This is a genomic window from Limimaricola sp. AA108-03, from assembly GCF_050847355.1.
Lineage (GTDB): Bacteria > Pseudomonadota > Alphaproteobacteria > Rhodobacterales > Rhodobacteraceae > Limimaricola.
This window is the reverse complement of sequence record NZ_CP193755.1, coordinates 2,768,263-2,790,349: the sequence shown is the minus strand read 5'-3', so window position 1 is coordinate 2,790,349 and position 22,087 is coordinate 2,768,263. Positions and strand designations below refer to the sequence as shown.

25 protein-coding genes are annotated in these 22,087 nt (G+C 69.2%); 7 read left to right on the top strand and 18 right to left on the bottom strand.

What is annotated here, in order from left to right:
• Nucleotides 1-17 precede the first annotated feature (17 nt).
• The gene (gene ubiA / locus ACRAQ3_RS13640) at nt 18-986 is read right to left on the bottom strand and encodes a 4-hydroxybenzoate octaprenyltransferase (RefSeq protein ID WP_432254982.1); all 969 of its coding nucleotides are present in this window, start codon (nt 984-986) and stop codon (nt 18-20) included.
• A 12-nt stretch (nt 987-998) separates the two neighbouring features.
• On the opposite strand from ubiA, the gene ACRAQ3_RS13635 reads away from it, so the two are divergent.
• The 3 genes from ACRAQ3_RS13635 (at nt 999) to ACRAQ3_RS13625 (ending at nt 3,788) form a co-directional block, all read left to right on the top strand.
• Nucleotides 999-1,718: a 16S rRNA (uracil(1498)-N(3))-methyltransferase gene (locus tag ACRAQ3_RS13635; protein ID WP_269395682.1), complete on the top strand. Its 720-nt coding sequence runs from the start codon at nt 999-1,001 to the stop codon at nt 1,716-1,718.
• A gap of 69 nt (nt 1,719-1,787) precedes the next feature.
• Nucleotides 1,788-2,303, top strand: coding sequence for a hypothetical protein (locus ACRAQ3_RS13630; RefSeq protein WP_269395683.1), 516 nt, complete (start codon nt 1,788-1,790; stop codon nt 2,301-2,303).
• Nucleotides 2,304-2,417: 114 nt separating this feature from the next.
• A complete protein-coding gene (locus ACRAQ3_RS13625) occupies nt 2,418-3,788 on the top strand; it encodes a glutamate--cysteine ligase (RefSeq protein WP_432254981.1) in 1,371 nt (456 codons plus the stop codon).
• Between the two features lie 30 nt (nt 3,789-3,818).
• Here the strand turns inward: ACRAQ3_RS13625 and ACRAQ3_RS13620 are convergent, their stop codons facing one another.
• The 7 genes from ACRAQ3_RS13620 to ACRAQ3_RS13590 form a co-directional block, all read right to left on the bottom strand.
• Complete coding sequence (locus ACRAQ3_RS13620; protein ID WP_432254980.1) at nt 3,819-4,127, bottom strand: TM2 domain-containing protein; 309 nt, start codon at nt 4,125-4,127, stop codon at nt 3,819-3,821.
• 104 nt (nt 4,128-4,231) lie between these two features.
• Nucleotides 4,232-4,837 (bottom strand): glycerol-3-phosphate 1-O-acyltransferase PlsY, encoded by a 606-nt coding sequence (gene plsY, locus ACRAQ3_RS13615; RefSeq protein ID WP_085896199.1) that lies wholly within the window; start codon nt 4,835-4,837, stop codon nt 4,232-4,234.
• Nucleotides 4,837-6,111, bottom strand: a complete 1,275-nt coding sequence (pyrC, locus tag ACRAQ3_RS13610; RefSeq protein ID WP_269395687.1) for a dihydroorotase — start codon at nt 6,109-6,111, stop codon at nt 4,837-4,839. The genes plsY and pyrC overlap by 1 nt, the downstream gene beginning before the upstream one ends.
• On the bottom strand, nt 6,108-7,064 hold the full coding sequence (locus ACRAQ3_RS13605) for an aspartate carbamoyltransferase catalytic subunit (protein WP_085896197.1): 957 nt from the start codon (nt 7,062-7,064) through the stop codon (nt 6,108-6,110). The genes pyrC and ACRAQ3_RS13605 overlap by 4 nt, the downstream gene beginning before the upstream one ends.
• Before the next feature lie 77 nt (nt 7,065-7,141).
• Complete coding sequence (gene chrA, locus ACRAQ3_RS13600) at nt 7,142-8,482, bottom strand: chromate efflux transporter (protein WP_432254979.1); 1,341 nt, start codon at nt 8,480-8,482, stop codon at nt 7,142-7,144.
• A complete protein-coding gene (locus ACRAQ3_RS13595) occupies nt 8,479-9,300 on the bottom strand; it encodes a chromate resistance protein ChrB domain-containing protein (protein ID WP_432254978.1) in 822 nt (273 codons plus the stop codon). Before ACRAQ3_RS13595 ends, chrA begins: the two co-directional genes overlap by 4 nt.
• Nucleotides 9,301-9,488: 188 nt before the next feature.
• Nucleotides 9,489-10,238, bottom strand: coding sequence for a DUF6473 family protein (locus ACRAQ3_RS13590; protein WP_269395690.1), 750 nt, complete (start codon nt 10,236-10,238; stop codon nt 9,489-9,491).
• A 135-nt stretch (nt 10,239-10,373) separates the two neighbouring features.
• Between ACRAQ3_RS13590 and ACRAQ3_RS13585 the strand changes: the two genes are divergently transcribed.
• On the top strand, nt 10,374-11,249 hold the full coding sequence (locus ACRAQ3_RS13585) for a 3-hydroxybutyryl-CoA dehydrogenase (RefSeq protein WP_269395691.1): 876 nt from the start codon (nt 10,374-10,376) through the stop codon (nt 11,247-11,249).
• A 42-nt stretch (nt 11,250-11,291) separates the two neighbouring features.
• Here ACRAQ3_RS13585 and ACRAQ3_RS13580 read toward each other — a convergent pair whose 3' ends face one another.
• Genes ACRAQ3_RS13580 through ACRAQ3_RS13555 form a run of 6 tightly spaced genes read right to left on the bottom strand, consistent with a single transcriptional unit; the run spans nt 11,292 to nt 15,831 of the window.
• A complete protein-coding gene (locus ACRAQ3_RS13580; protein WP_085896192.1) occupies nt 11,292-11,564 on the bottom strand; it encodes an HPr family phosphocarrier protein in 273 nt (90 codons plus the stop codon).
• Nucleotides 11,561-11,980 carry a PTS sugar transporter subunit IIA gene (locus ACRAQ3_RS13575; RefSeq protein ID WP_085896191.1) on the bottom strand — a complete coding sequence of 140 codons (420 nt, stop codon included), beginning with the start codon at nt 11,978-11,980 and terminating at the stop codon, nt 11,561-11,563. The genes ACRAQ3_RS13580 and ACRAQ3_RS13575 overlap by 4 nt, the downstream gene beginning before the upstream one ends.
• Nucleotides 11,977-12,936: an RNase adapter RapZ gene (gene rapZ / locus ACRAQ3_RS13570; RefSeq protein ID WP_432254977.1), complete on the bottom strand. Its 960-nt coding sequence runs from the start codon at nt 12,934-12,936 to the stop codon at nt 11,977-11,979. The genes ACRAQ3_RS13575 and rapZ overlap by 4 nt, the downstream gene beginning before the upstream one ends.
• Entirely contained in the window at nt 12,933-13,367 is a 435-nt protein-coding gene (locus ACRAQ3_RS13565) for an HPr kinase/phosphorylase (RefSeq protein WP_432256296.1), read from the bottom strand. The genes rapZ and ACRAQ3_RS13565 overlap by 4 nt, the downstream gene beginning before the upstream one ends.
• Nucleotides 13,364-15,100: a sensor histidine kinase gene (locus tag ACRAQ3_RS13560; protein ID WP_085896189.1), complete on the bottom strand. Its 1,737-nt coding sequence runs from the start codon at nt 15,098-15,100 to the stop codon at nt 13,364-13,366. Before ACRAQ3_RS13560 ends, ACRAQ3_RS13565 begins: the two co-directional genes overlap by 4 nt.
• Before the next feature lie 29 nt (nt 15,101-15,129).
• Nucleotides 15,130-15,831 carry a response regulator transcription factor gene (locus ACRAQ3_RS13555; RefSeq protein ID WP_269395695.1) on the bottom strand — a complete coding sequence of 234 codons (702 nt, stop codon included), beginning with the start codon at nt 15,829-15,831 and terminating at the stop codon, nt 15,130-15,132.
• A gap of 317 nt (nt 15,832-16,148) precedes the next feature.
• Between ACRAQ3_RS13555 and ACRAQ3_RS13550 the strand changes: the two genes are divergently transcribed.
• The gene (locus ACRAQ3_RS13550; RefSeq protein ID WP_432254976.1) at nt 16,149-17,747 is read left to right on the top strand and encodes a phosphoenolpyruvate carboxykinase; all 1,599 of its coding nucleotides are present in this window, start codon (nt 16,149-16,151) and stop codon (nt 17,745-17,747) included.
• A 107-nt stretch (nt 17,748-17,854) separates the two neighbouring features.
• Complete coding sequence (locus ACRAQ3_RS13545; protein ID WP_432254975.1) at nt 17,855-18,889, top strand: alpha/beta hydrolase family protein; 1,035 nt, start codon at nt 17,855-17,857, stop codon at nt 18,887-18,889.
• Here ACRAQ3_RS13545 and ACRAQ3_RS13540 read toward each other — a convergent pair.
• A complete protein-coding gene (locus tag ACRAQ3_RS13540; protein WP_432254974.1) occupies nt 18,886-19,521 on the bottom strand; it encodes a ribonuclease T2 family protein in 636 nt (211 codons plus the stop codon). The two genes, ACRAQ3_RS13545 and ACRAQ3_RS13540, sit on opposite strands and share 4 nt — an antisense overlap.
• Before the next feature lie 134 nt (nt 19,522-19,655).
• Between ACRAQ3_RS13540 and ACRAQ3_RS13535 the strand changes: the two genes are divergently transcribed.
• Complete coding sequence (locus ACRAQ3_RS13535) at nt 19,656-20,432, top strand: DUF1013 domain-containing protein (protein WP_269395699.1); 777 nt, start codon at nt 19,656-19,658, stop codon at nt 20,430-20,432.
• 46 nt (nt 20,433-20,478) lie between these two features.
• Here the strand turns inward: ACRAQ3_RS13535 and ACRAQ3_RS13530 are convergent, their stop codons facing one another.
• The 3 genes from ACRAQ3_RS13530 to ACRAQ3_RS13520 all read right to left on the bottom strand — a co-directional run bounded on the left by ACRAQ3_RS13530 (nt 20,479) and on the right by ACRAQ3_RS13520 (nt 22,043).
• On the bottom strand, nt 20,479-20,907 hold the full coding sequence (locus ACRAQ3_RS13530) for a PACE efflux transporter (protein WP_269395700.1): 429 nt from the start codon (nt 20,905-20,907) through the stop codon (nt 20,479-20,481).
• A 130-nt stretch (nt 20,908-21,037) separates the two neighbouring features.
• Complete coding sequence (gene recR / locus ACRAQ3_RS13525; RefSeq protein ID WP_085896182.1) at nt 21,038-21,631, bottom strand: recombination mediator RecR; 594 nt, start codon at nt 21,629-21,631, stop codon at nt 21,038-21,040.
• 67 nt (nt 21,632-21,698) lie between these two features.
• A complete protein-coding gene (locus ACRAQ3_RS13520) occupies nt 21,699-22,043 on the bottom strand; it encodes a YbaB/EbfC family nucleoid-associated protein (protein WP_085896181.1) in 345 nt (114 codons plus the stop codon).
• Between the last annotated feature and the right edge of the window lie 44 nt (nt 22,044-22,087).

Here is a 22,087-nt window from a genome sequence, read left to right as displayed (position 1 = left end):
AGGGGATGCCAGATCAATCACAGCGCCAGCGCGGCGGCGGAAAACAGCACGGGCAGGAGCCCGGCATCGCGGTTCGAACGGAACAGCCGCAGCAGCCCGGCATTGTCGGCAGGGTCGAAGCGCGACAGCTGCCAGACCATGTGCCAGCCCATCGCCCAAGGCCCGCCCAGCGCCACCACCAGCGACAGCACCGACCGGTCCCGCGCGGCCAGCAGCACCGCGAGCCCCATCAGCAGCACCGTGGCCACCAGAAAGCCGCGCAGCCAGATCCGGGAGCGGTCGCCGAACAGGCGGGCGGTCGATTTCACGCCGATCAGCGCGTCGTCCTCGGCATCCTGATGCGCGTAGATCGTGTCGTAGAACAGCGTCCAGGCGATGCCCGATAGGTAGAGCGCCACCGGCGCCCATGACAGCGACCCGGTGAGCGCCGCCCAGGCCAGAAGCGCGCCCCAGTTGAAGGCGAGGCCCAGGAATACCTGCGGCCACCAGGTGAAGCGCTTGGCGAAGGGATAGATCGCCACCGGCACCAGCGAGGCGACGCCGAGCCAGATCGCGGCCCAGTCGAAGGTGAGCAGAATCACCAGCGACACCAGCGTCTGCGTTGCCATCCAGATCAGCGCCTGCACCACCCGCACCTGTCCCGACGGGATCGGGCGAGAGCGGGTGCGCGCGACCGAGCCGTCGATATGCCGGTCGGTCACGTCGTTCCAGGTGCAGCCCGCGCCGCGCATCAGGAAGGCGCCCAGCGCGCAGCCGATGGCGATCCACGCGCCCTCGATCCCGAAGCCGTCCGTCGCGAGCGCCGCCAGCAGCAGCCCCCACCAGCAGGGCAGCAGCAGCAGCCAGGTGCCGATCGGCCGGTCGGCGCGGCTCAGCCGCAGATAGGGGCGGGTGCGGCGCGGCGCGAGGCGATCGACCCAATTGCCGCGCGGCGCATCCGCGACGCTGCCCTCTTCGGCCTCTGGCATCCGATCCGCCGCTTTCATATGGTCCGCCCCATGGCATCCAAGGTCCGGCTGTTTGTAGATCACCCTCTGGCCGAAGGGCAAACCGTTCCGCTGGAGGCGGCGCAGGCGCATTACCTCTCAGGGGTGATGCGCCTGCCCGCCGGCAGCGTCATTTCCGTCTTCGACGGGCACTCGGGCGAGTTCGACGCCACCATCGCGCAGGCCGGCAAGCGCGGCGGCACGCTGGAGATCGGCGCGAAGACCAAGCCGTTCATGCCGCCGCCCGATCTCTGGCTGTGCTTCGCGCCGATCAAGAAGGCGCGCACCGACTTCATCGTCGAGAAGGCGGCCGAGATGGGGGCGGCGCGAATCCTACCGGTGCTGACCGAGTTCACCAATTCCGAGCGGGTGCGGGTCGACCGGCTGCAGGCCCATGCCGTCGAAGCGGCCGAACAATGCGGCGGCACCTATGTGCCGCAGGTGGCCGAGCCGGTGAAGCTGGCGCGTCTGCTCGACGGCTGGCCCGGGGCGCGCAGGCTGATGTTCTGCGACGAGACGCTGGTGGGGGAAAGCGGGCGGTTGCCCGACGCCCCGGGGCCATGGGCGGTTCTGATCGGACCCGAGGGCGGGTTCTCGGACAAGGAGCGGGCGCGGCTGCGCGGGCTGGAGGGGGCGCATCCCGTCAGCCTCGGGCCGCGCATCCTGCGCGCCGACACCGCGGCGGTCGCGGCCCTGACGCTTTGGCAGACCACGCTCGGGGACTGGCGGTGAGCCGCCCGGACCCGGTGCGCCCGGTCGTGGCCGGGTTTGCGTATTTGAAGAACAAAGTCGGGCAGGGCGATGGCTGATCTGCTGCGCCCGGAAGCGCGCGCGGCGCTATGGCGCGGGCGCGAGGTGATCGTCGGGCTGGTCCTCGCCGGGCTCGGGCTCTGGTGGGCGCTCGCGAGCTTCGGCATCCTGCAATGGCTGGGCTGGGGGCTGGCCGCGCTGGGTGCCGGGCTGGTGATCGGCGGCGTGCAGCGCTGGCGCTTCCGGCAGGAGGGGCGGGGGCCGGGGCTCCTGAAGATCGACGAGGGCCGGGTCGCCTATATGGGGCCGCTGACCGGCGGCATGGTCGATCTCGACGAGGTCCGGCGGCTCAGGCTCGACCGGCGCGCGAAGCCGGCGCATTGGCTTTTGGAAACCGGCACTGAGGTTCTCGCGATCCCGGTCACCGCCGAGGGGGCGGAGGCGCTGTTCGACGCCTTCGCGGCACTGCCGGGGCTCAAGCGCGGCCGGATGATCGAGATGTTGAACGACGAGACGCGCGACGTGGTCACGATCTGGACTCGGCCGGCGCGGCTGACCGTGGTCTGATTTTCTGTGCGGCCGCGCATGGCCGGCCCGCGCGAAACCGGGTGTCGGCTCCATTGACTTATGGCCCCATGCGCGACACCTGTAGCCCCGCCTCGCGAGATAGGAGCCAGCGCCATGTCCATCCCTCAATCCGGCGGCGGGCCGATCGAGCATCATTCCCAGCTCGCCGAGTATCTGGCCAAGGGCTGCAAGCCCGAGAGCGACTGGCGCATCGGTACCGAGCACGAGAAATTCGGCTATTGCCGCGACAGCCTCAAGCCGCTGCCCTATGACGGGCCGCGCTCGATCCGCGCCATGCTCGAGGGGCTGCGCGACCGCTTCGGCTGGAGCCCAGTGGAAGAGCAGGGCAAGCTGATCGGGCTGGAGCGCGACGGCGCCAATATCAGCCTCGAGCCGGGCGGGCAGTTCGAGCTGTCCGGCGCGCCGCTCGAGACGATCCACCAGACCTGCGACGAGGTGAACAGCCACCTCGCCGAGGTGAAGAGCGTGGCCGACGAGATCGGCGTCGGCTTCATCGGGCTCGGCGCCGCGCCGGAATGGTCCGAGGCCGAGATGCCGATGATGCCGAAGGGCCGCTACCGGCTGATGACCGATTACATGGACCGCGTCGGCACCCACGGGAAGCAGATGATGTACCGCACCTGCACGGTGCAGGTGAATCTCGACTTCTCCTCCGAGGCCGACATGGTCAAGAAGCTGCGCGTGGCGCTGGCGCTGCAGCCGGTGGCCACCGCGCTCTTCGCCAACTCGCCCTTCTTCGAGGGCAAGCCCAACGGCATGAAGTCGTGGCGTTCGCGGATCTGGCGTGGCCTCGACGATTCCCGGACCGGCATGCTGCCCTTCGCCTTCGAGGAGGGCATGGGCTTCGAGCGCTACGTCGAATGGGTGCTCGATGTGCCGATGTATTTCGTCTACCGCGACGGCAAGTACATCGATGCGCTGGGCCAGTCGTTCCGCGATTTCCTGCGCGGCGAACTGCCGGCCCTGCCGGGCGAGAAGCCGACCCTGTCGGACTGGGCCGACCACCTGACCACGGTGTTCCCCGAGGCGAGGGTCAAGAAGTTCATCGAGATGCGCGGCGCCGATGGCGGCCCGTGGCGCCGGCTCTGCGCGCTGCCCGCCTTCTGGGTCGGGCTGACCTACGACCAGGGCGCGCTCGACGCGGCGTGGGATCTGGTGAAGGGCTGGGACGCCGAAACCCGCGAGGCACTGCGCGTCGCGGCGGCCGAACAGGGATTGCAGGCGAAGGTCGGCGGGCTCTCGATGCACGATCTGGCGCGGCAGGCGGTGGAGATCGCCGAGGCCGGTCTCAAGGCCCGCGCCCGCCCGGGCGCCGGTGGCCTCGTGCCGGACGAGACGCATTTCCTCAACGCGCTGAAGGAAAGCGTGGAGACCGGGCGCACCCCCGCCGACGAGCTTCTGGCGGAGTATCATGGCGAATGGGGCGGCGATCTGAGCCGGATCTACGCGGCGCATTCCTATTGAGGCCGGTGGGCCGCGCCCAAGGGGGCGGCCTCAGTTCAGGAGCGGAAAGCCGTGGGTGGCGCTGCGCCGGTCGAGGGCGCGGCGCTGCGCGATCGCGTCGTTGTGGCGACGGATCATGGCCGGGAGTCGCGGCAGGTCGATCAGCAGCCAGATCGCGGTGACCGACAGGCCGACGATGGTGACGGCGAGCATCAGCATCATCGCGGCCGAGCCCTTATGGCCCATGTAGAAGCGATGCGCCCCGAACGGGCCAAGAAACAGCGCCAGCAGCAGCGCCGTGGACAGCGCCTTGGTTCCGTCAGGGGTTTCCGCATCCGTTTGCTGGGCGTCGTCCGTCATCTTTTGCTCGATCCGCAGGCATCATTCTTGGGCGACGCCATCGGCGCGCCGCGGCGACCATCACCGCTCGGTGGGAGAGATGCAATTCCCGCGTGGGAAACAGGCTATTTCGCGCCGATCCGCGGCTCGGTGCCGGCGCGAAGCCGCGCGATGTTGGCGGCGTGGCGGGCATAGAGGATCATCGCCAGAACGAGGCTCAGCAGCACGATCCGCCCTTCGCCCAGAAGCAGCGAGTAAAGCGGCGCGAAGCCCGCCGCGAGCAGCGCCGCGAGCGAGGAGTAGCGAAAGGCGAAGGCCACGAGCAACCAGGTGGCGCAGGCCGCGAGGCCCACCGGCCAGCTCAGGGCGATCAGCAGGCCGAGGATCGTCGCCACCCCCTTGCCGCCGCGAAACCGCAGCCAGACCGGGTAGCAATGCCCGGCGAAGGCCGCGGCTCCGGCGATCTGCGCGGCGTCCTCGGCGGCGAAGATCCGTGCGAGGATCACGGCGGCGATCGCCTTGCCCGCGTCGAGTAGCAGCGTCGCGATGGCGGCGGCTTTCGAGCCGGTGCGCAGCACGTTGGTGGCGCCGATATTGCCCGAGCCGATGGCCCGCACGTCGCCCAGGCCCATGGCGCGGGTGATGATGAGACCGAAGGGGATGGAGCCCAAGAGGTAGCCGATCACCGCCCAGAGGATCAGCAGGGCGGTCGTGGTCTCCATCAGCGGCATCAGCGGGTCTCCGTCACGCTCCGACCTGCAACCCAGGTCCCGAGGACCCTGCCCTCGAGACGGGCGCCATCAAAGGGGGTGTTGCGCGATTTCGAGCGGAGTGTGGCCCGATCGAGCACGAAGGGCGCGTCCGGGTCGAACCAGACGAGATCGGCGGGCGCGCCCTTGGACAGTCGACCCGTCTCCAGCCCCAGCCGCTTCGACGGGTTGAGCGACAGCGCCCGGAACAGGCCCGGCAGGTCGATCACCCCGCCATGCACCAGCCGCATCGAGGCGGGCAGCAGCGTTTCCAGCCCCACGGCGCCGGAGGCCGCCTCCTCGAAGGGAAGGCGCTTGCTTTCCTCGTCCTGCGGCGTGTGCATCGAGCACAATATGTCGATGAGGCCGGAGGCCAGCGCCTCGCCCACCGCCATGCGGTCCTCCTCGGCCCGCAACGGCGGCTTGAGCTTGAAGAAGCTGCGGTAGTCGGCGACGTCGAGCTCGTTAAGCGTCAGGTGATGCACCGAGACGCCCGCCGTGATGTCGAGGCCGTTGTTCTTCGCCCGCTCCAGCGCCGGCAGGGCGCGGGCCGTGGTGATCTGGTCGGCGTGGTAGCGCGCCCGCGTCATCTCCAGGAGCGCGATGTCGCGGTCGAGCGCCATGCGCTCGGCCATGGGCGACACGCCCGGCAGGCCACGCAGCGAGGCGAACTTGCCGGAGGTCACGACGGCGCCGTTCGAGAGGCCCGGCTCCTGCACATGCGCCATCACCAGCGCATCCAGCGAACGCGCATAGGTCAGGGCGCGCGAGAACACCTTGGTGTCGGTGACGACCCGGTCGCAATCGGTGAAGGCCACCGCGCCCGCGTCGCGCAAAAACCCGATCTCGGTCATCTCGCGGCCCTCGCGGCCCTTGGTGAGGGCGGCCATCGGCAGCACCCGCACCGGGCTGTCCTCGCGGGCGCGACGGACCACGAATTCCAGCGTCTCGGGCGTGTCGATCGCGGGCAGGGTGTCGGGGCGGGTGACGATGGTGGTGACGCCGCCCGCCGCCGCGGCGCGGCCGGCCGAGGCGAAGCTCTCCTTGTGACGCTCGCCCGGCTCGGAGACCTTGACCCCGAGATCGACGATGCCCGGGGCGAGGCAATGGCCGCGGCAGTCGATCACCTCGGCCGCCTGCGGAAGATCGCCGCTCTTGATCACCGCCTCGATGCGGCCTCCCTCGACCAGCAGCGCGCCGCGTGTCTCGCCGCGCTCGGGATCGATCAGCCGGGCATTGGTGAAAAGGATGCTCATGCCATCACTCCGGTCTCTTGCCGCGCCGCGCGCGCGTTGCGCGCCAGCAGATCCATCGCCGCCATGCGCACCGCGACGCCCATCTCGACCTGTTCCTGGATCACGCTGCGATTGATGTCGTCGGCGATGGTGCCGTCGATCTCGACGCCCCGGTTCATCGGCCCGGGATGCATCACGATGGCGTCGGGCTTGGCATGCGCCAGCTTCGCGGCATCGAGCCCGTAGCGGTGGAAATATTCGCGCTCCGACGGGATGAAGCCGCCATCCATGCGCTCCTTCTGGAGCCTGAGCATCATCACCACGTCGACGTCCCGAAGCCCTTCTTCCATGTCATCGAACACCTCGACGCCGAACTCGGCCACGCCCGAGGGCATCAGGGTGGGGGGCGCGATGAGCCGGATGCGGTTCTCCATCTTGCCCAGGAGCATGATGTTCGAGCGCGCGACGCGGCTATGGGCGATGTCGCCGCAGATCGCGATCGACAGGCGGTGCAGCCGCCCCTTGGCGCGGCGGATCGTCAGCGCGTCGAGAAGCGCCTGCGTCGGGTGTTCGTGCCGCCCGTCGCCGGCGTTCAGCACCGAGCAGTTGACCTTCTGCGCCAGCAGATCGACCGCGCCGGAGTTCGGGTGCCGCACCACCAGCAGGTCGGGGCGCATCGCGTTCAGCGTCAGCGCGGTGTCGATCAGCGTCTCGCCCTTCTTCACCGAGCTGGCCTGCATCGCCATGTTCATCACGTCGGCCCCGAGCCGCTTGCCCGCGATCTCGAAGCTGGCCTGGGTGCGGGTCGAGTTCTCGAAGAACATGTTGATCTGGGTCAGCCCCGCCAGCACGTCGCGCGGGGCGCGGCCCTGCCGGTTCAGCTCGGCATAATGCTGGGCGGTGTCGAGAAGCTCGGTGATCTCGGTGGGGTGCAGGGGCTCGATCCCGAGCAGGTGGCGGGCGCGGAAGGTCATGTCAGGGGCTCCGGATGCTGCGCGCGCCTTATAGGGCGGGGGCGGCCCCGGGGTAAAGCGGCGCGCCCCGTCGCCGGCTATCCCCCGAGGGTCGAGAGTACGATGCCGCAGGCCGAGCAGACCGCCAGCGTCAGCGGCACGCCCCGGTGCCAGCGCAGCAGGAGCAGCGCCGCCACCAGCACGATCAGGGTACTGCGCCAGTCGAGGCTGGCCCAGTCGGGCAGCGCCAGCTCGACAGCCCGGGCACGTATCGTCCCGATCCTTTCGAACAGGACGTGCAGGCCGAACCAGACCGACAGGTTAGCGATCACCCCGACCACCGCCGCCGTCACCCCCGCCAGCGCCGCGCGCAGCACCGGCCGGGCCGAAATCGCGTCGATCCATGGCGCGCCGGCGAAGATCCACAGGAAGCAGGGCGTGAATGTCGCCCAGAGCGTGACCAGCGCGCCGCCCAAGCCCCAGAGCAGCGCCCCGCCACCTGCGGGCGCGGCCTGGTGCCCGGCGAGAAAGCCCACGAATTCGGTCACGAGGATCAACGGGCCGGGTGTGGTTTCGGCCAGCCCCAGCGCATCGAGCATCTCGCCGGTGGTAAGCCAGCCCTGCGTGGCGACCGCCTCCTGGGTCATGTAGGCCAGCACCGCATAGGCGCCGCCGAAAGTGACCGTGGCCAGCACCGAGAAGAACCGGGCCATCTCGCCGAAGACCGGCGGGGCGATCGCGGCCACCGCGAGCAATGGCGCGGCCCATAGCGCAAGCCATGTGGCCGAGGTTCGGATCGTGGCGCGCACTGGCCGGGCGGGTCCGCCGCCGGGCGATGCGGTGGCCGGGCGGGGCCGCGTCTCGCCGTCCCGCAGGCGCAGCGCGCCCCAGATTGCCGCCGCGGCGATCACGAGCGGGTAGGGCACCGCGAAGACGAAGAGCGCGACGAAGGCCAGCGCCGCGATGACGAGGGCCTCGGTGCCGATCAGGGCGCGGCGGGCGACGCGCAGCAGCGCCTCGATCACGATCACCAGCACCGCCGCCTTGACGCCCATGAACAGCGCCGCGGTGACGGGCAGCGCGCCGAACCGGACATAGAACGCCGCGAGGCAGGCGATCACCACCGCGCCGGGCAGCACGAAGAGCCCGCCGGCGATCAGCCCGCCGCGCACCCCGTGCATGCGCCAGCCCGCATAGGTGGCGAGCTGCATCGCCTCGGGGCCGGGCAGCAGCATGCAAAACGACAGCGCGTCGAGATATTGCCTCTCGGTGAGCCAGCGCCGTTCGTCGACGACCATCCGGTGCATCAGCGCGATTTGCGCCGCCGGTCCGCCGAAGGAGAGGATACCGATACGCCACCAGACGCGCGCCGCCTCGGCGAGGGTGGGGGCCGCGCCCGAGGCCGGGGCCCCGGAAGCGGGCGACAGCCCGCTCGTCATGACGGCCGCACGGCGGCGGCGGGCCAGTCATGACCTTCCTCCGTCGCGTCCCGCGCCCAGCGGTACAGGGCGTCGTAGAGCGTCATCCCGGCCTCCAATTGTGCCAAGTCGTCGCGATACATGCGCGACAGGCCGAGCGATAGCGCCAGCAGGCCCGCCGCCTCGGGCGCGAGGTCGTGCCGGTTCGTGTCGGCGCCCCGGACGATGGTCGCGACCCGCTCCAGCGGCGCGCTTTGCAGCCCGAAGGCATCGAGGACGGCGTCGAAGGAACAACGCTCGCCCGCATGGGTCAGCCCCGCCCCTTCGATGTCGAAGGGGACGGCGCCGAACCTCTCCGCCACCAGCGCCACATCCTCCGGCGGCACGAACAGGAAGCGGGCGCGCGGATCGACGAAGCGCCGCACCAGCCAAGGGCAGGCGATGCGGTCGATCTTGGGCCGATGCCGCGTGACCCAGAGGCTGCGCCCCTCGGCGTCGGGGGCGGGCAGGGCGGCGGCCGCGACCATCGGGGCCTTCGCGTCGCGCCAGGCGAACTGCCCGCCTTCGAGCACTTCGCAGGCCACGCCTTCGACGCGCAGCAGCGCGGCCGCGCCTTGCGAGATCTTGCGGCCCTTCTGGCAGTAGACGACGGCGCGACGCCGGCGCAGCGCCGGCACCAGCGTCGCGACCTCGGCAAAGCGGTGCCGGAACGCGCCCGGGATCAGCCGCGGATCGGCGGCGAAATCCTCATCGGTGCGCAAGTCGATTAGTGTCGGCGCGTCGGGCGTGCCGACGAGCCGCAGAAGCTGTGGCACGGTGATTTCGGTGGGTGAGGGCATCTGGCATCCTTTCCCGGCCGGGGGGCGGCCTTGCGGCAAGCCGAACCTGCCGGTCCAACGTGACGAGGATGCGAAACGGTGGCCTGAGCCTCACGAGGCGTCCGCGAGCCCCTTGGGCAAGATGATCGCAGAGCCGGCGCGCTGCCGCAAGTGCCGGGCCCCGGCGCGGCGGTCCCGGGGCGCGCCCCTCAACCGGCCTCGGCCGTGAGGCTGCGCGCCAGATCCAGAGCGACCCGCCGGTGCTGCGCCATCTCGGTCGCCTCGTCGCAGGGCACCACCACGACGCCCTGCGCCAGCGGGCACAGCGCCTCGATCATCGCCGGGGTCACGAAGAGCGGGTCGGGGCCGAGGCGCCCATGGCCCAGCCGCCGCGGCAGTGCCACGAGCGTCACCGGCACCTCGATGCGATCGAACAGGCCGCGCATCCGCATGCTCCAGGCGGCGCGCAGCTCGTCGCGTACCGCGTCGAACCGCCCCGGATCATGGTGGTGCAGGGTTTCGAGCATGTGGCGCACGAAGCAGAAATCGGTGAAGTCGATCTCCGGGTAGAGCGCGCGCAGCTTGGCCGAGGCCCGCAGGAAGCGGTCGTTGCGGCGCGGGTGCACGGTGTAGAAGCGATTGCCCAGCCCCTGCGCCCCGGTGAGCTGCAGCACCACCCGATCGGCGCCGTTGCACAGCGCCAGCAGGGCCGCGTCGCCGAACAGCGCCCCGGGCCCGGCGTTCATCGTCCCGAGATTGATGCAAGGAAGGCCCAGCTCCTGCTCCAGCAGGGCCGGAAAGGGCAGCGCCAGACCCGGACCGAAGGTCTCGGTGCCGCCCGCGCAGGCGATATAGGCCCGGTCGAGCCGTCGCAGCGGCGCTCTTACCTCAAGCCGCGAATTCCCGTAGCGGCCGCGTATGATCCGCGGGCCGGCCAAGCCGATCGTTTCGTGCCTCATGGTGCACCCCAACCCATTTTCCCGCCGAGGATCAGAGCAGGAAAGGCTTGCCAGACCGCTAAGCGCCCTCCGGCGCTTGTGAGCGGGGCAGCTGCGGACCTATGGTGCGGCCGAATCGGGAGAAGGAACTGGCAGATGGCGATCGAGAAGGTGGGCGTCGTGGGCGCGGGGCAGATGGGCAACGGCATCGCCCATGTCTTTGCGCGGGCGGGTTACGATGTGGTGCTGACCGATATCAGCGCCGAGGCGCTGCAACAGGCGGTGGCGCTGATCGGGCGCAACCTCGACCGGCAGATTTCCAAGGGGACGCTGAGCGAGGCCGAGAAGTCCGAGGCGCTGGGTCGGATCTCGACCACGCAGACCCTGACCGACCTCGGACCCTGCGACCTGATCATCGAGGCCGCGACCGAGCGCGAGGCGGTGAAGACCGCGATCTTCGAGGAATTGGTGCCGCATCTGGCGCCGCACACGATCCTGACCTCGAACACCTCGTCGATCTCGATCACCCGGCTCGCCTCGCGCACCGACCGGCCCGAGAAATTCATGGGCTTCCACTTCATGAACCCGGTGCCGGTGATGCAGCTGGTCGAGCTGATCCGCGGCATCGCCACGGATGACGAGACGTTCCGCGCCTGCCTCGATGTGGTCGAGCGGCTCGGCAAGACGGCGGCGACCTCCGAGGATTTCCCGGCCTTCATCGTCAACCGCATCCTGATGCCGATGATCAACGAGGCGGTCTACACGCTCTATGAGGGGGTGGGCTCGGTATCCTCGATCGACACCTCGCTCAAGCTCGGGGCGAATCATCCGATGGGGCCGCTGGAGCTGGCCGATTTCATCGGGCTCGACACCTGCCTCGCGATCATGAACGTGCTGCATGACGGGCTCGCGGACACCAAGTACCGGCCCTGTCCGCTGCTGACGAAATACGTCGAGGCGGGCTGGCTCGGCCGCAAGACCAAGCGCGGCTTCTACGATTATCGCGGCGAGACGCCGGTCCCGACCCGCTGAAGCGGGCAAGGCCGGTCTTCGATACGGAAGGCGAGGGGGGCTTCAGCCCCCTTCGCCGAAGCAATCCGCGACCAGCGCCTCGATCGCGTCGGCGAGACGCTCGGCCTCGGCGCCCGAGGTTTCGACGTCGATCCAGGTGCCGCGCGAGGCGGCAAGCATGAGAAGCCCCATGATGCTGTCGCCGGTGGTCGAGAGACCGTCCCGGCTGACCGTCGCCTCGGCGTCGAAGGATTCGACGGTTTCGGCGAGTTTGGCGGAGGCGCGGGCGTGCAAGCCCTTTACGTTGATGATCTGCAGGCGTCTCGAGGTCGTCATGTTCCGGTACGTGTCTCCGTCTGCAGTCCTGCATCGACGATCAGGCTGTCGATGTATTTGCGCCCCGCCGTGAGCGCCGCGCGCACCGCCTCGGGGACGGTCTTGCCGCGCGACTTGGCGAGCTTGATGAGCATGGGGAGGTTGGCGCCGTAGAGGATGCGCCGATCCGAGACCGAGCAGGCCCTGAGCGACAGGTTCGAGGGCGAGCCGCCGAACATGTCGGTCACGATCACCACCCCGTCGCCGGTATCGACGCTGTCGGCGGCGACGCAGATCTCCTCCTGCTTGGCGGCGCGGTCGTCGTCGGGCAGGATGGTGATGGCGATGACGCCGGTCTGATGGCCCACGACGTGTTCCACGGCGGCGAGATATTCGCGTGCGAGCCCACCATGGGCCACGATGACGATTCCGATCACGCGACTTGTCCCCGTACGGTCGTCGGGCTCCCCGTCCCGGCGCGGCGTTCCAGCTCCCTGTGACGTTTAGACACCTGCCATCCCTCCTTCGCAAGGGCCTTGGCCAACCGTTCGGTCACGGCGACCGACCGGTGTTGCCCGCCCGTGCAGCCGAAGCCGATCGACAGATGCGTCTTGCCCTCGGCGTGATAGGCGGGAAGCAACGGTATCAGAAAATCGCACATCGAGGTGAAGAAGTCGTCAAAGCGGGGATCGCCCGCGACATGCGCATCGACGGCGGCATCGCGCCCGTCCAGCGGCCGCAGTTCCGGCTCCCAATGCGGGTTGCGCAGGAACCGGCAGTCGATCACGAGGTCGAGCCCGCGCGGCAGGCCGCGCTTGTAGGAAAAGCTGTGCAGCGTCACCGCCAGCGTCCGCCCCTCCGGCGGCGCGAACCAGCGCTCGATCTCGGCCCGCAGATCGTGCGGCGAGAGGCTGGAACTGTCGAGCAGCACGTCGGCCCGGGCCCGCACCGGCACCAGCAACTCGCGTTCGCGGGCAATACCGGCCGACGGGCATTCGGCGGGTGCGAGGGGGTGGCGGCGCCGCGTCTCGGAATAGCGCTGCACCAGTACGTCCTCGTCGCAGTCGAGATAGAGCACCTGGAGCGCCAACTCCGGGCGCTGCGCCAGCCGGTCGATCGCGTCGATCAGCGCATCGGTCGTGAAATCGCGGTTGCGCACGTCGAGCCCGAGCGCGAGCGGATGCGACAGCGGCGGCCCCTCGAGCAGCCGGGGCAGCAGCGACAATGGCAGATTGTCGATCACCTCGAAGCCGAGATCCTCGAGCACGTTGATTGCGGTGGTGCGTCCGGCGCCGGACGGGCCGGTGACCAGCACGAGGTTCTGGCGCCCCTCATCGGGCGCGCGGGACCGGGTACCGGCCGGGGCAAGGGCTAGGGCAGGGTCGGGTATCATGGCTCTCTCCGTCCTGCCTTGAGATACTGCAGGATCGCCGGCGCGAAATGGCCTGTCCCAATGTTGTGAAGCAAAGGGAGGGAACAGCCCAGATAGGTGACGCAACGTTTCGGGGGGAGACGTTCGGTCTCGGGGCGGTCGAGCGCCACCGCGAGGCACGGCGCTGCGGGACCGGCGGGCCGCGCCTCGAGCAGCCCGACGCCGCGCGCCTCGATCAGCCCGGCGATCGCGGCGGAGCAGGTGGCGCGCAGCCCGCCATCGGCGCCAACATAGACCAGCGTGCGGTCGTCGGCCACGAGATCGCAGCCATAGGCCATCAACTCAAGGGCGAGCGCGGACTTGCCGCTGCCCGACGGGCCGGTGATCAGCACCCCACGCCCCTGCCATGCGACGCAGCTCGCATGGAGGGAAAGAGGCGCCGTCCCGGTCAGATCGGAAGACCCACGACGAAGCGGGCGCCCAGCGGCTCCGAGGTCGGATCGGCCTCGGTCGGCCGGATGTTCTCGGCCCAGATCACGCCGCCATGCGCCTCGACGATCTGCTTGGAGATGGCGAGGCCGAGGCCGGAATTGTTGCCGAACTGCTGCTCGGGCCGCTCCGAGTAGAAGCGCTGGAAGATCTTGGTCAGCGCCTCTTCGGGGATGCCGGGACCGGTATCCTCGACCACGACGAGCACCCGGTTCTCGCGCTGGCGGGCCCAGATGCGGATCGCGTCGCCATCCTCGCAAAACGAGATGGCATTGGTGATCAGGTTGACGAAGACCTGCGCCAGACGCCCCTCGAGGCCCTGGATGTGGATCGGTCGCGACGGCAGATCGGCGATGAAATCGATTCCCTTCAGCGCGGCTTCGCGGCCGAGGAAGTCGTTGAGGTTCGACAGCATCTTCAGCAGGTCGAAGCTCTCCTCCTCCTCCTTCACCAGCTCTGCGTCGAGCCGCGAGGCATTGGAGATGTCCGAGACCAGCCGGTCGAGCCGGCGCACGTCGTGCTCGATGACGTCGAGAAGCTTTTCACGGTGATCCTCGCGCTTGACCACGCGCAGGCTTCCCACGGCCGAGCGCAGCGAGGCCAGCGGATTCTTGATCTCGTGCGCCACGTCGGCGGCGAACTGCTCGTTGCCCTCGATCCGGTCGTAGAGCGCGGCCACCATGCCTCTGAGCGCCGCCGAGAGGCGGCCGATCTCGTCGGGCCGGGCGGTGAGGTCAGGGATCCGCACCTTGGTGGGGGCGAATTTGCGGGCGTTGCGGTCGCGCCCGGTCTCGGCGGCGGCGGCCAGCTCGGAGAGCGGGTTGGCGATGGTCGAGGCGAGCACGAGGCTGAGCCCGATCGAGACCAGCATGCCGATGACGAACATCTGCAGCACCTGCTCGCGCTCGCGCCGCACCAGCGCGTCGATCTCGCCGGCCGCCGAGGTGACGGCGACCACGCCGACGGCGCGACGACCCTGCTCGATCGGCGTCGCCACCGCGAAGATGGTGCGGCCCTGCGCATCGGTCCGGGTCTGCACCGCGGTGCCGCCAGCCAGCGCCGGCGACACCAGCGCCCGCGCCGCGTCGGCGGTGCCGAAGGCGGGGGGCGGGGCGCTCGCGGGCGACAGCAGCCCGGCCAGCGCCTCCCATCCGGAATTGAGCAGATCGGTCAGCACCGTGCCGCCGGTTCCGAGGTCGAGCCCGCTCACCGCCTCGCGGCCCTGCGCCGCGGTCTCGCCGGCGAGCTGCCCCGAGGCGTCGAAGACCCGCAGCTCGATGCCGTCGCGCAGATCGAGCGCCGCGAGGCTCGCCTCGACATCGATGCCGTCGCCGGTGATCAGGTTGACCGGCGCGCCGGCGGGCAGCTGCACCTCGAACAGATCGGCGATCAGCTCGGCCTGGCTCACCAGCGACGAGGCGCGCTGGAAGGCGAGGTTGTCGCGCGACGGCGCCAGATAGAGCATCCCCGCGACCAGCAGCAGCAGCGCGATCAGGTTGAAGGTGATGATCTTGCGCGCCAGCGGCGAGCGGTTGAGCTGCACCAGCCTGCGGCGGCGGCGCGGCCGCTCGGCCCCGTTCTCGGGCGTGACCCAATCCTCGCCCAGCAGCACCCGCTCGCGCGTTTCGGACCCGCCGCGGGCGGCGCGCCGGACCGAGTTCAGGTCCCGCACGTCGATCTTGGGGGCGGCGGTCATGATGCGCTCATGCTCCGGGACGACCTTTCTTATTCCTCGTTGTAGCGATAGCCGATGCCATAGAGGGTTTCGATCGCCGAGAAGTCGGGATCGGCGTTGCGCATCTTCTTGCGCAGCCGCTTGATGTGGCTGTCGATGGTGCGGTCGTCGACATAGACCTGATCGTCATAGGCCACGTCCATCAGCTGGTCGCGGCTCTTGACGAAGCCCGGGCGCTGCGCGAGCGCCTGCAGCAGCAGGAACTCGGTCACGGTGAGCGACACGTCCTTGCCCTTCCAGGTCACGGCGTGGCGCAGCGGGTCCATGGTGAGCTGGCCGCGCTCCATCACCTTGTTCTCCTCGGTGACCTCGACGGTCTCGCCCGAGATCGCGTCCTGGCGGCGCAGCAGCGCCCGGATGCGCTCCACCAGCAGGCGCTGGCTGAACGGCTTCTTGACGTAGTCGTCGGCACCCATGCGCAGGCCGAGCACCTCGTCGATCTCGTCATCCTTGGAGGTGAGGAAGATCACCGGCATCTGGGTCTTCTGGCGCAGACGCTGCAGCAGATCCATGCCGTCCATGCGCGGCATCTTGATGTCGAGCACGGCCATGTCGGGCAGCTTCTTGTTGAAGGCGTCGAGCGCCATCTGGCCGTCATTGTAGGTCTCGACCTCGAAGCCCTCGGCTTCGAGCGTCATCGACACCGAGGTCAGAATGTTTCGATCGTCATCCACCAGCGCGATTCTCGACATCGAAATCCCTTTCCTGCTCGGATTCTCTTCTTGGACCTTGCTTTGTCATCCCGGTTTGACCCTCCCAGATCAAGGGCGGAGAGCGAATCGTGGCCCTGAAGACGCCTCATTTGTGCCGAAATGGAATAACCAATGGCTAAAATGCCTCACCTTTTCGACCTCTCCAAAGCGCTCCTGCCGCTGCGGCAGGCGCGGCGGCCGGACGGTTGCGCTAACAGTCCGGCTGGTTGCGCTAACTGGATGGTCGCCTTGGAAATCATCGTGTTAAGCCCTTTGCACCGGGTCGGAAGGCGACCCCGATCAAAGGAGCCGGTCAGATGCAGCATGGACGCGTGAACCCCGAAATGACGCTCGAGGCGCAGGGGGTCTCCGGACTGGGCGAGGTCTATTACAACCTCACCGAGCCGCAGCTGATTCAGGCGGCGATCCGTGCGGGCGAGGGCAAGCTGGGTCAGGGCGGCACGCTTCTGGTGACCACCGGCCAGCACACCGGTCGCAGCCCCAAGGACAAGTTCGTGGTCCGCTCGGCCACCACCGAAGACACGATCTGGTGGGAGAACAACGCCGCGATGGAGCCGACCGCCTTCGCGACGCTCAAGGCCGACATGCTGGCGCATCTGGCGGGCCGCTCGATGCATGTGCAGGACCTCTATGCCGGGGCCGACCCGGCGCATCGCATCGACGTGCGCATGGTGACCGAGCTGGCCTGGCACGGGCTGTTCATCCGCCACCTGCTGCGCCGCCCCGAGCGCGCCGAGCTGGACGGCTTCGTGCCGGAATACACGGTGATCAACGCGCCGAGCTTCCGCGCCGACCCCGAGCGTCATGGCTGCCGGTCCGGCACCGTGATCGCGATCGATCTCGACCAGAAGATGATCCTGATCGGCGGCACCGAATACGCGGGCGAGAACAAGAAGGCGGTGTTCACGCTGCTGAACTACCTGCTGCCCGAGAAGGGCGTGATGCCGATGCACTGCTCGGCCAACCACGCGCCGGGCAACCCGGTCGACACGGCGGTGTTCTTCGGCCTGTCGGGCACCGGCAAGACCACGCTCTCGGCCGATCCGTCGCGCGTGCTGATCGGCGATGACGAGCATGGCTGGTCGGATCGCGGCGTCTTCAACTTCGAGGGCGGCTGCTACGCCAAGACGATCTCGCTCTCGGCCGAGGCCGAGCCCGAGATCTACGCCACCACCCGCAAGTTCGGCACCGTGATCGAGAACATGGTGCATGACGAGGACACGCTGGAGCTCGATTTCGAGGACAGCTCGCTCACCGCGAACATGCGCTGCGCCTATCCGCTGCACTACATCTCCAACGCCTCGGAGAGCGCGCTGGGCGGGCACCCGAAGAACATCGTGATGCTGACCTGCGACGCCTTCGGCGTGCTGCCGCCGATCGCGCGGCTGACCCCGGCGCAGGCGATGTACCACTTCCTGTCGGGCTTCACCTCGAAGGTGGCCGGCACCGAGCGCGGCGTGACCGAGCCCGAGCCTACCTTCTCGACCTGCTTCGGTGCGCCCTTCATGCCGCGCCGTCCCGAGGAATACGGCAAGCTGCTGCAGCAGAAGATCGGCAATCACGGCGCCACCTGCTGGCTCGTCAACACCGGATGGACCGGCGGCGCCTACGGCACCGGCCGCCGCATGCCGATCGCCGCGACGCGGGCGCTGCTCGCCGCGGCGCTCGATGGCACGCTGGCCGAGGGGGCGTTCCGCAAGGACGTGAATTTCGGCTTCGACGTGCCGGTCTCGGTCGAGGGCGTCGACGACGCGCTGCTCGATCCGCGCGGCACCTGGGCCGACCCTGCCGCCTATGACGCGCAGGCCGCGAAGCTGGCGCAGATGTTCGCCGACAACTTCGCGCAATACGTGCCGCATATCGACGAGGACGTGCGCGCCGCCGCCATCGGCTGAGGCCTGCGCACCCGTTCCGCGGGGGAGGGGAGGCCCCCGCGGAACGCTTGACAGCCGGGCGCCATGGCCGCCCTATCGGGCGGCTGACGCGCCCCCGGAGACCCGCCATGACCAAGCCGTTTCTCGCCCTCATCGGCGCGGCGCTTCTCGCCGCCCCGCTTCTTGCCCAGGAGGCGGAGAGGTCCGAGGCCGACACGACCGAATCGCAGGTGTCCGAGCCGCCCGGGAGCGCCGAGCCGGACGCGGCCGCCGCGCCCGGGATCGATCTTTCCACGCTGATGATCACCGCGCCTTGGCCGCGCCCGCTGCCGCTCTCGGACGGGCGCGCCGGGCTCTCGGACCGGGTCTCCTTCGAGGTCGAGGGCACGCCGGTCTACGGCACTCTGGCGCTCCCGCCCGACGGCCCCGCGCCCACGGTGCTGCTGCTGCACGGCTTTACCGGTGACCGCGACGAGCTCGACATCGCGGGGGTGGAGGAGGGCGTGTTCCGCCGCACCGCCCGGCTTCTGGCCGAGGCGGGCTATGCCAGCCTGCGCATCGATTTCCGCGGCTCCGGCGAAAGCGTCGAGGGCTTCGATTTCGCCGATACCACCTTCGAAAGCCAGATCGCCGATGCGCGGGCGGCGCTCGACTGGCTCGGGAGCGAGGACCGCGCCGGTGGCCCGCTCTACCTGATCGGCTGGAGCCAGGGGGGGCTGGTCGCTGCCTCGCTCGCCGGGCGCGGCGCGCCGGTCGAGGCGGTGGCGCTCTGGGCCGCGGTGGCCGATCCGCAGATCACCTTCGCCACGCTGTTCGGCCCCGAGACGCTGGCCGAGGGCGTGCTGTCGGAGAAGCCGACCGAGCTGACCCTGCCCTGGGGCGCGGAGATCACGCTGGGCCAGCCCTTCTTCGAAGGCGTCATCGCCGCCGACCCGGTGGCCGAGATCGCGGGCTATGACGGGCCGCTCTTCGTGGCGCAGGGCACCGAGGACGCGACCGTTGACCCGGCACAGGCCGAGATGCTGCTCTCCGCGCATGAGGGGCGCGAGGAGCTGTGGCTCAGGGAAATGGACCACGCCTTCGACGCCTTCGAGGGGCCGGAGCGGCTCGACGAGATGGTCGCGGCCACCGTGGCCTTCTTCGACATGCTGGGCGCGCCCTAGCGGATCGGCAGCATCAGCGCATCGGACAGCGCGCAATCGCGGATCACGTCGGCGCCGCAATCGCGCGGTTCGAGATCGCGGGTCAGGCAGATCCGCACCTCCTGCACCATCCCGTCGCGGCAGGTCACGGTGAGCCCGTCGGCGGTGAGTTCCGGGTTGTCGCGCAGGAACGCCTCCTCGACCAGGCTGGCGGGCAGGGTGATCTCGCGCTCCAGCCGTCGGAACTCCTCGGGACGCGCCACGCGCTCATAGGCCGCGCGGGCGGTCTCGAAATAGGCGTCCGGCGACAGTCCCGAGCAGGTGCCGTGCTTCTTCCACTGGTGCCAGGCCGAGCCGCCGCTGCCCATGATGTCGGCCATCGCACCGGTACGAGCGCGCGAGGGCGGCGCTTGGGGCGTGGCGCAGTAATCGGGCCAGCCGGTCTCGTATTGCGGCCAGAGCCCGTGCAGCACCCAGCCATGGTCGCGGCTCGCCTCGCATTGCTCGGAGCCGCGCGCCTCTCCCTCGCGGGCGCACCAGCCGGGCGACCAGCTCAGCGCCAGCACGTAGTAGTCGAATTCGCCCGCCGTCTCGGCCCGCAGGGGCGAGGCGAGAAGCGCCAGCGCCGCGAAGGCTCTTGCCGCAAAGGTCATTTATGTCTTTCCTCCAGCCGGTGTGATCCCTATATAGCGCGATGAGTTCCCCGAAAATGGAAACCAAGGATCGCCATGGCGGTCCGCCCCAGGCCGGGGCCGGGGGAAGACGTGTTTTTCGAAAGGGTGTTCACATGGCTGACAAACCGCTCATGGCCAAGGCCACCGCCGTCTGGCTGGTGGACAACACGACGATCAGCTTCAAGCAGATCGGCGATTTCTGCGGGCTGCACGAGCTCGAGGTGCAGGGCATCGCCGACGGCGACGTGGCCGCGGGCGTGAAGGGCTTCGACCCGGTCGCCAACAACCAGCTGACGCAGGACGAGATCGAGAAGGCGGAGAAGAACCCGCTGCACAAGCTGAAGCTCAAGTTCAACGCCTCCGCCGTCGGCGAGGAGAAGCGCCGGGGCCCGCGCTACACGCCGCTGTCCAAGCGTCAGGACCGGCCCGCCTCGATCCTGTGGCTGGTCAAGTTCCACCCCGAGCTGTCGGATGGTCAGATCTCCAAGCTGGTCGGCACCACCAAGCCGACGATCCAGGCGATCCGCGAGCGCACCCACTGGAACATCGGCAACATCGACCCGATCGACCCGGTGGCGCTGGGGCTGTGCCGCCAGTCCGAGCTCGATGCCGCCGTGCAGCAGGCCAATGCCAAGCGCCTTCGCGACGGATCGGCGATGAGCGACGACGAGCGCCGCAAGCTGGTCTCGACCGAGCAGAGCCTCGGCATGTCGCCCGAGCCCAAGATGCCCTCCTCGATCTCGGGGCTGGAAAGCTTCACCCTGTCGGAGAGCAACGACGCCGAAGAGGAGGAGGCCGAGGAGCCGCAGGACGAGCGCGACGTCTCGGATGCCGACAGCTTCTTCAACCTGCCCAAGGGCGGCGACGAGGACGAAGACGAGGACAAGTAAGTTCTTGGCTGCGCCGGGCCCCTCGCGGGCGCCCGGCGCGGGCGGCTCAGGCTGCCACCCGGCCGTCGGGATCGGGAAAGACCCTGTCGTAGCACCAGGTGAAGACGAAGGTGTAGACGAGGTAGAACAGCGCGAAGCTGAGCTGCACCACGAAGGATTCCACGTAGCCCAGCCCCAGCCACCACGAGAAGATCGGCAGCAGGATCAGCAGCAGCCCCAGCTCGAAGGCGGTGGCATGCAGCGCCCGGAGCGGCATCGTCTTGGTGGTGGTGCCACGCCAGTGCTTCAGCGCGTGGTCGAAGGCGAAGTTGAACGCGTAGTTCCAGCAGGTCGCCACCAGCGACGAGATCACGCTGATCGCGCCGATGTCGAACAGCGGAAAACCGTAGAGCCACGATCCGAACGGCGTGACCAGCGCCAGCCCGAGAAGCTCGAAGCTGACGGCCTGCCGGATGCGGTCGGATTTGGTGCGCATGAGATCTCCGCTCTTGCCGTGTCCGTCGGGTCGTCCCGATCTTTCAGGCCCCGGACGGGGCGGAGGTCGTCCTCGCTCGCTACAGGAAATATGTTGCGGCGCCGTTGCGCCGCAAGGGGGCGCGGTTCGGTTACAGGCTGCGCCGTGCCCTCAATGCCGCGCTGATCGTGCCGTCATCGAGATAATCCAGCTCGCCGCCCACCGGCACGCCCTGCGCCAGCGAGGTCACCGAAACGTCCGGTAGCTGGTCGGCGATGTAATGCGCCGTGGTCTGGCCGTCGATCGTGGCGCCGAGCGCGAGGATCACCTCGGACACCGCCTCGGCGCGCACCCGGTCCATGAGACGCGGAATGCGCAGCTCCTCGGGGCCGACGGCGTCGAGCGCCGAGAGCGTGCCGCCGAGCACGTGGTAGCGGCCCTTGAACACGCCCGAGCGTTCCATGGCCCAGAGATCGGCCACGTCCTCGACCACGCAGATCTGCCCCGTCGCCCGGCGCTCGTCGGCGCAGATGCCGCAGATGTCGCCGGTGCCGACATTGCCGCAATTGAGGCATTCGCGCGCGGTGGCGCCGACCTCGGTCATCGCCTCGGCCAAGGGCGCGAGCAGCGTGCCGCGCTTCTTGACGAGATGCAGCACCGCGCGCCGCGCCGAGCGGGGCCCGAGCCCCGGCAGGCGCGACATCAGCTCGATCAGCCGGTCGATGGCCTCGCGATCCTCGCTCATGCCACGGCCCCTCGCGGGGCGGCAGGGCGGTGCCGGGTATTTGCAGGGTGACGGAGCAGGGCGGGCCTCAGAACGGCAGGTTCATGCCCGCGGGCAGGCCGAGCTCTTCCTGGATCTTCTTCATCTCCTGCTGCGCCCGCTCGGTGGCGCGCGACTGCGCGTCCTTGATCGCGGCGAGGATCAGGTCCTCGACCACCTCCTTTTCGGAGGCCACGAAGATCGACGGGTCGATGTCGAGCCCGGTGAGCTCGCCCTTGGCGGTCGCCGTCGCCTTCACCAGCCCCGCGCCGCTTTCGCCGGTCACGGTGATGGTCTCCAGATCCTCCTGGATCTTGGCCATCTTGCCCTGCATCTCCTGCGCGGCCTTCATCATCTTGGACATGTCGCCCAGGCCGCCGAGCCCCTTGAACATCGCTGATCTCCTCGAATGCGTTCGCCCAGAGATACGGTCGAGGC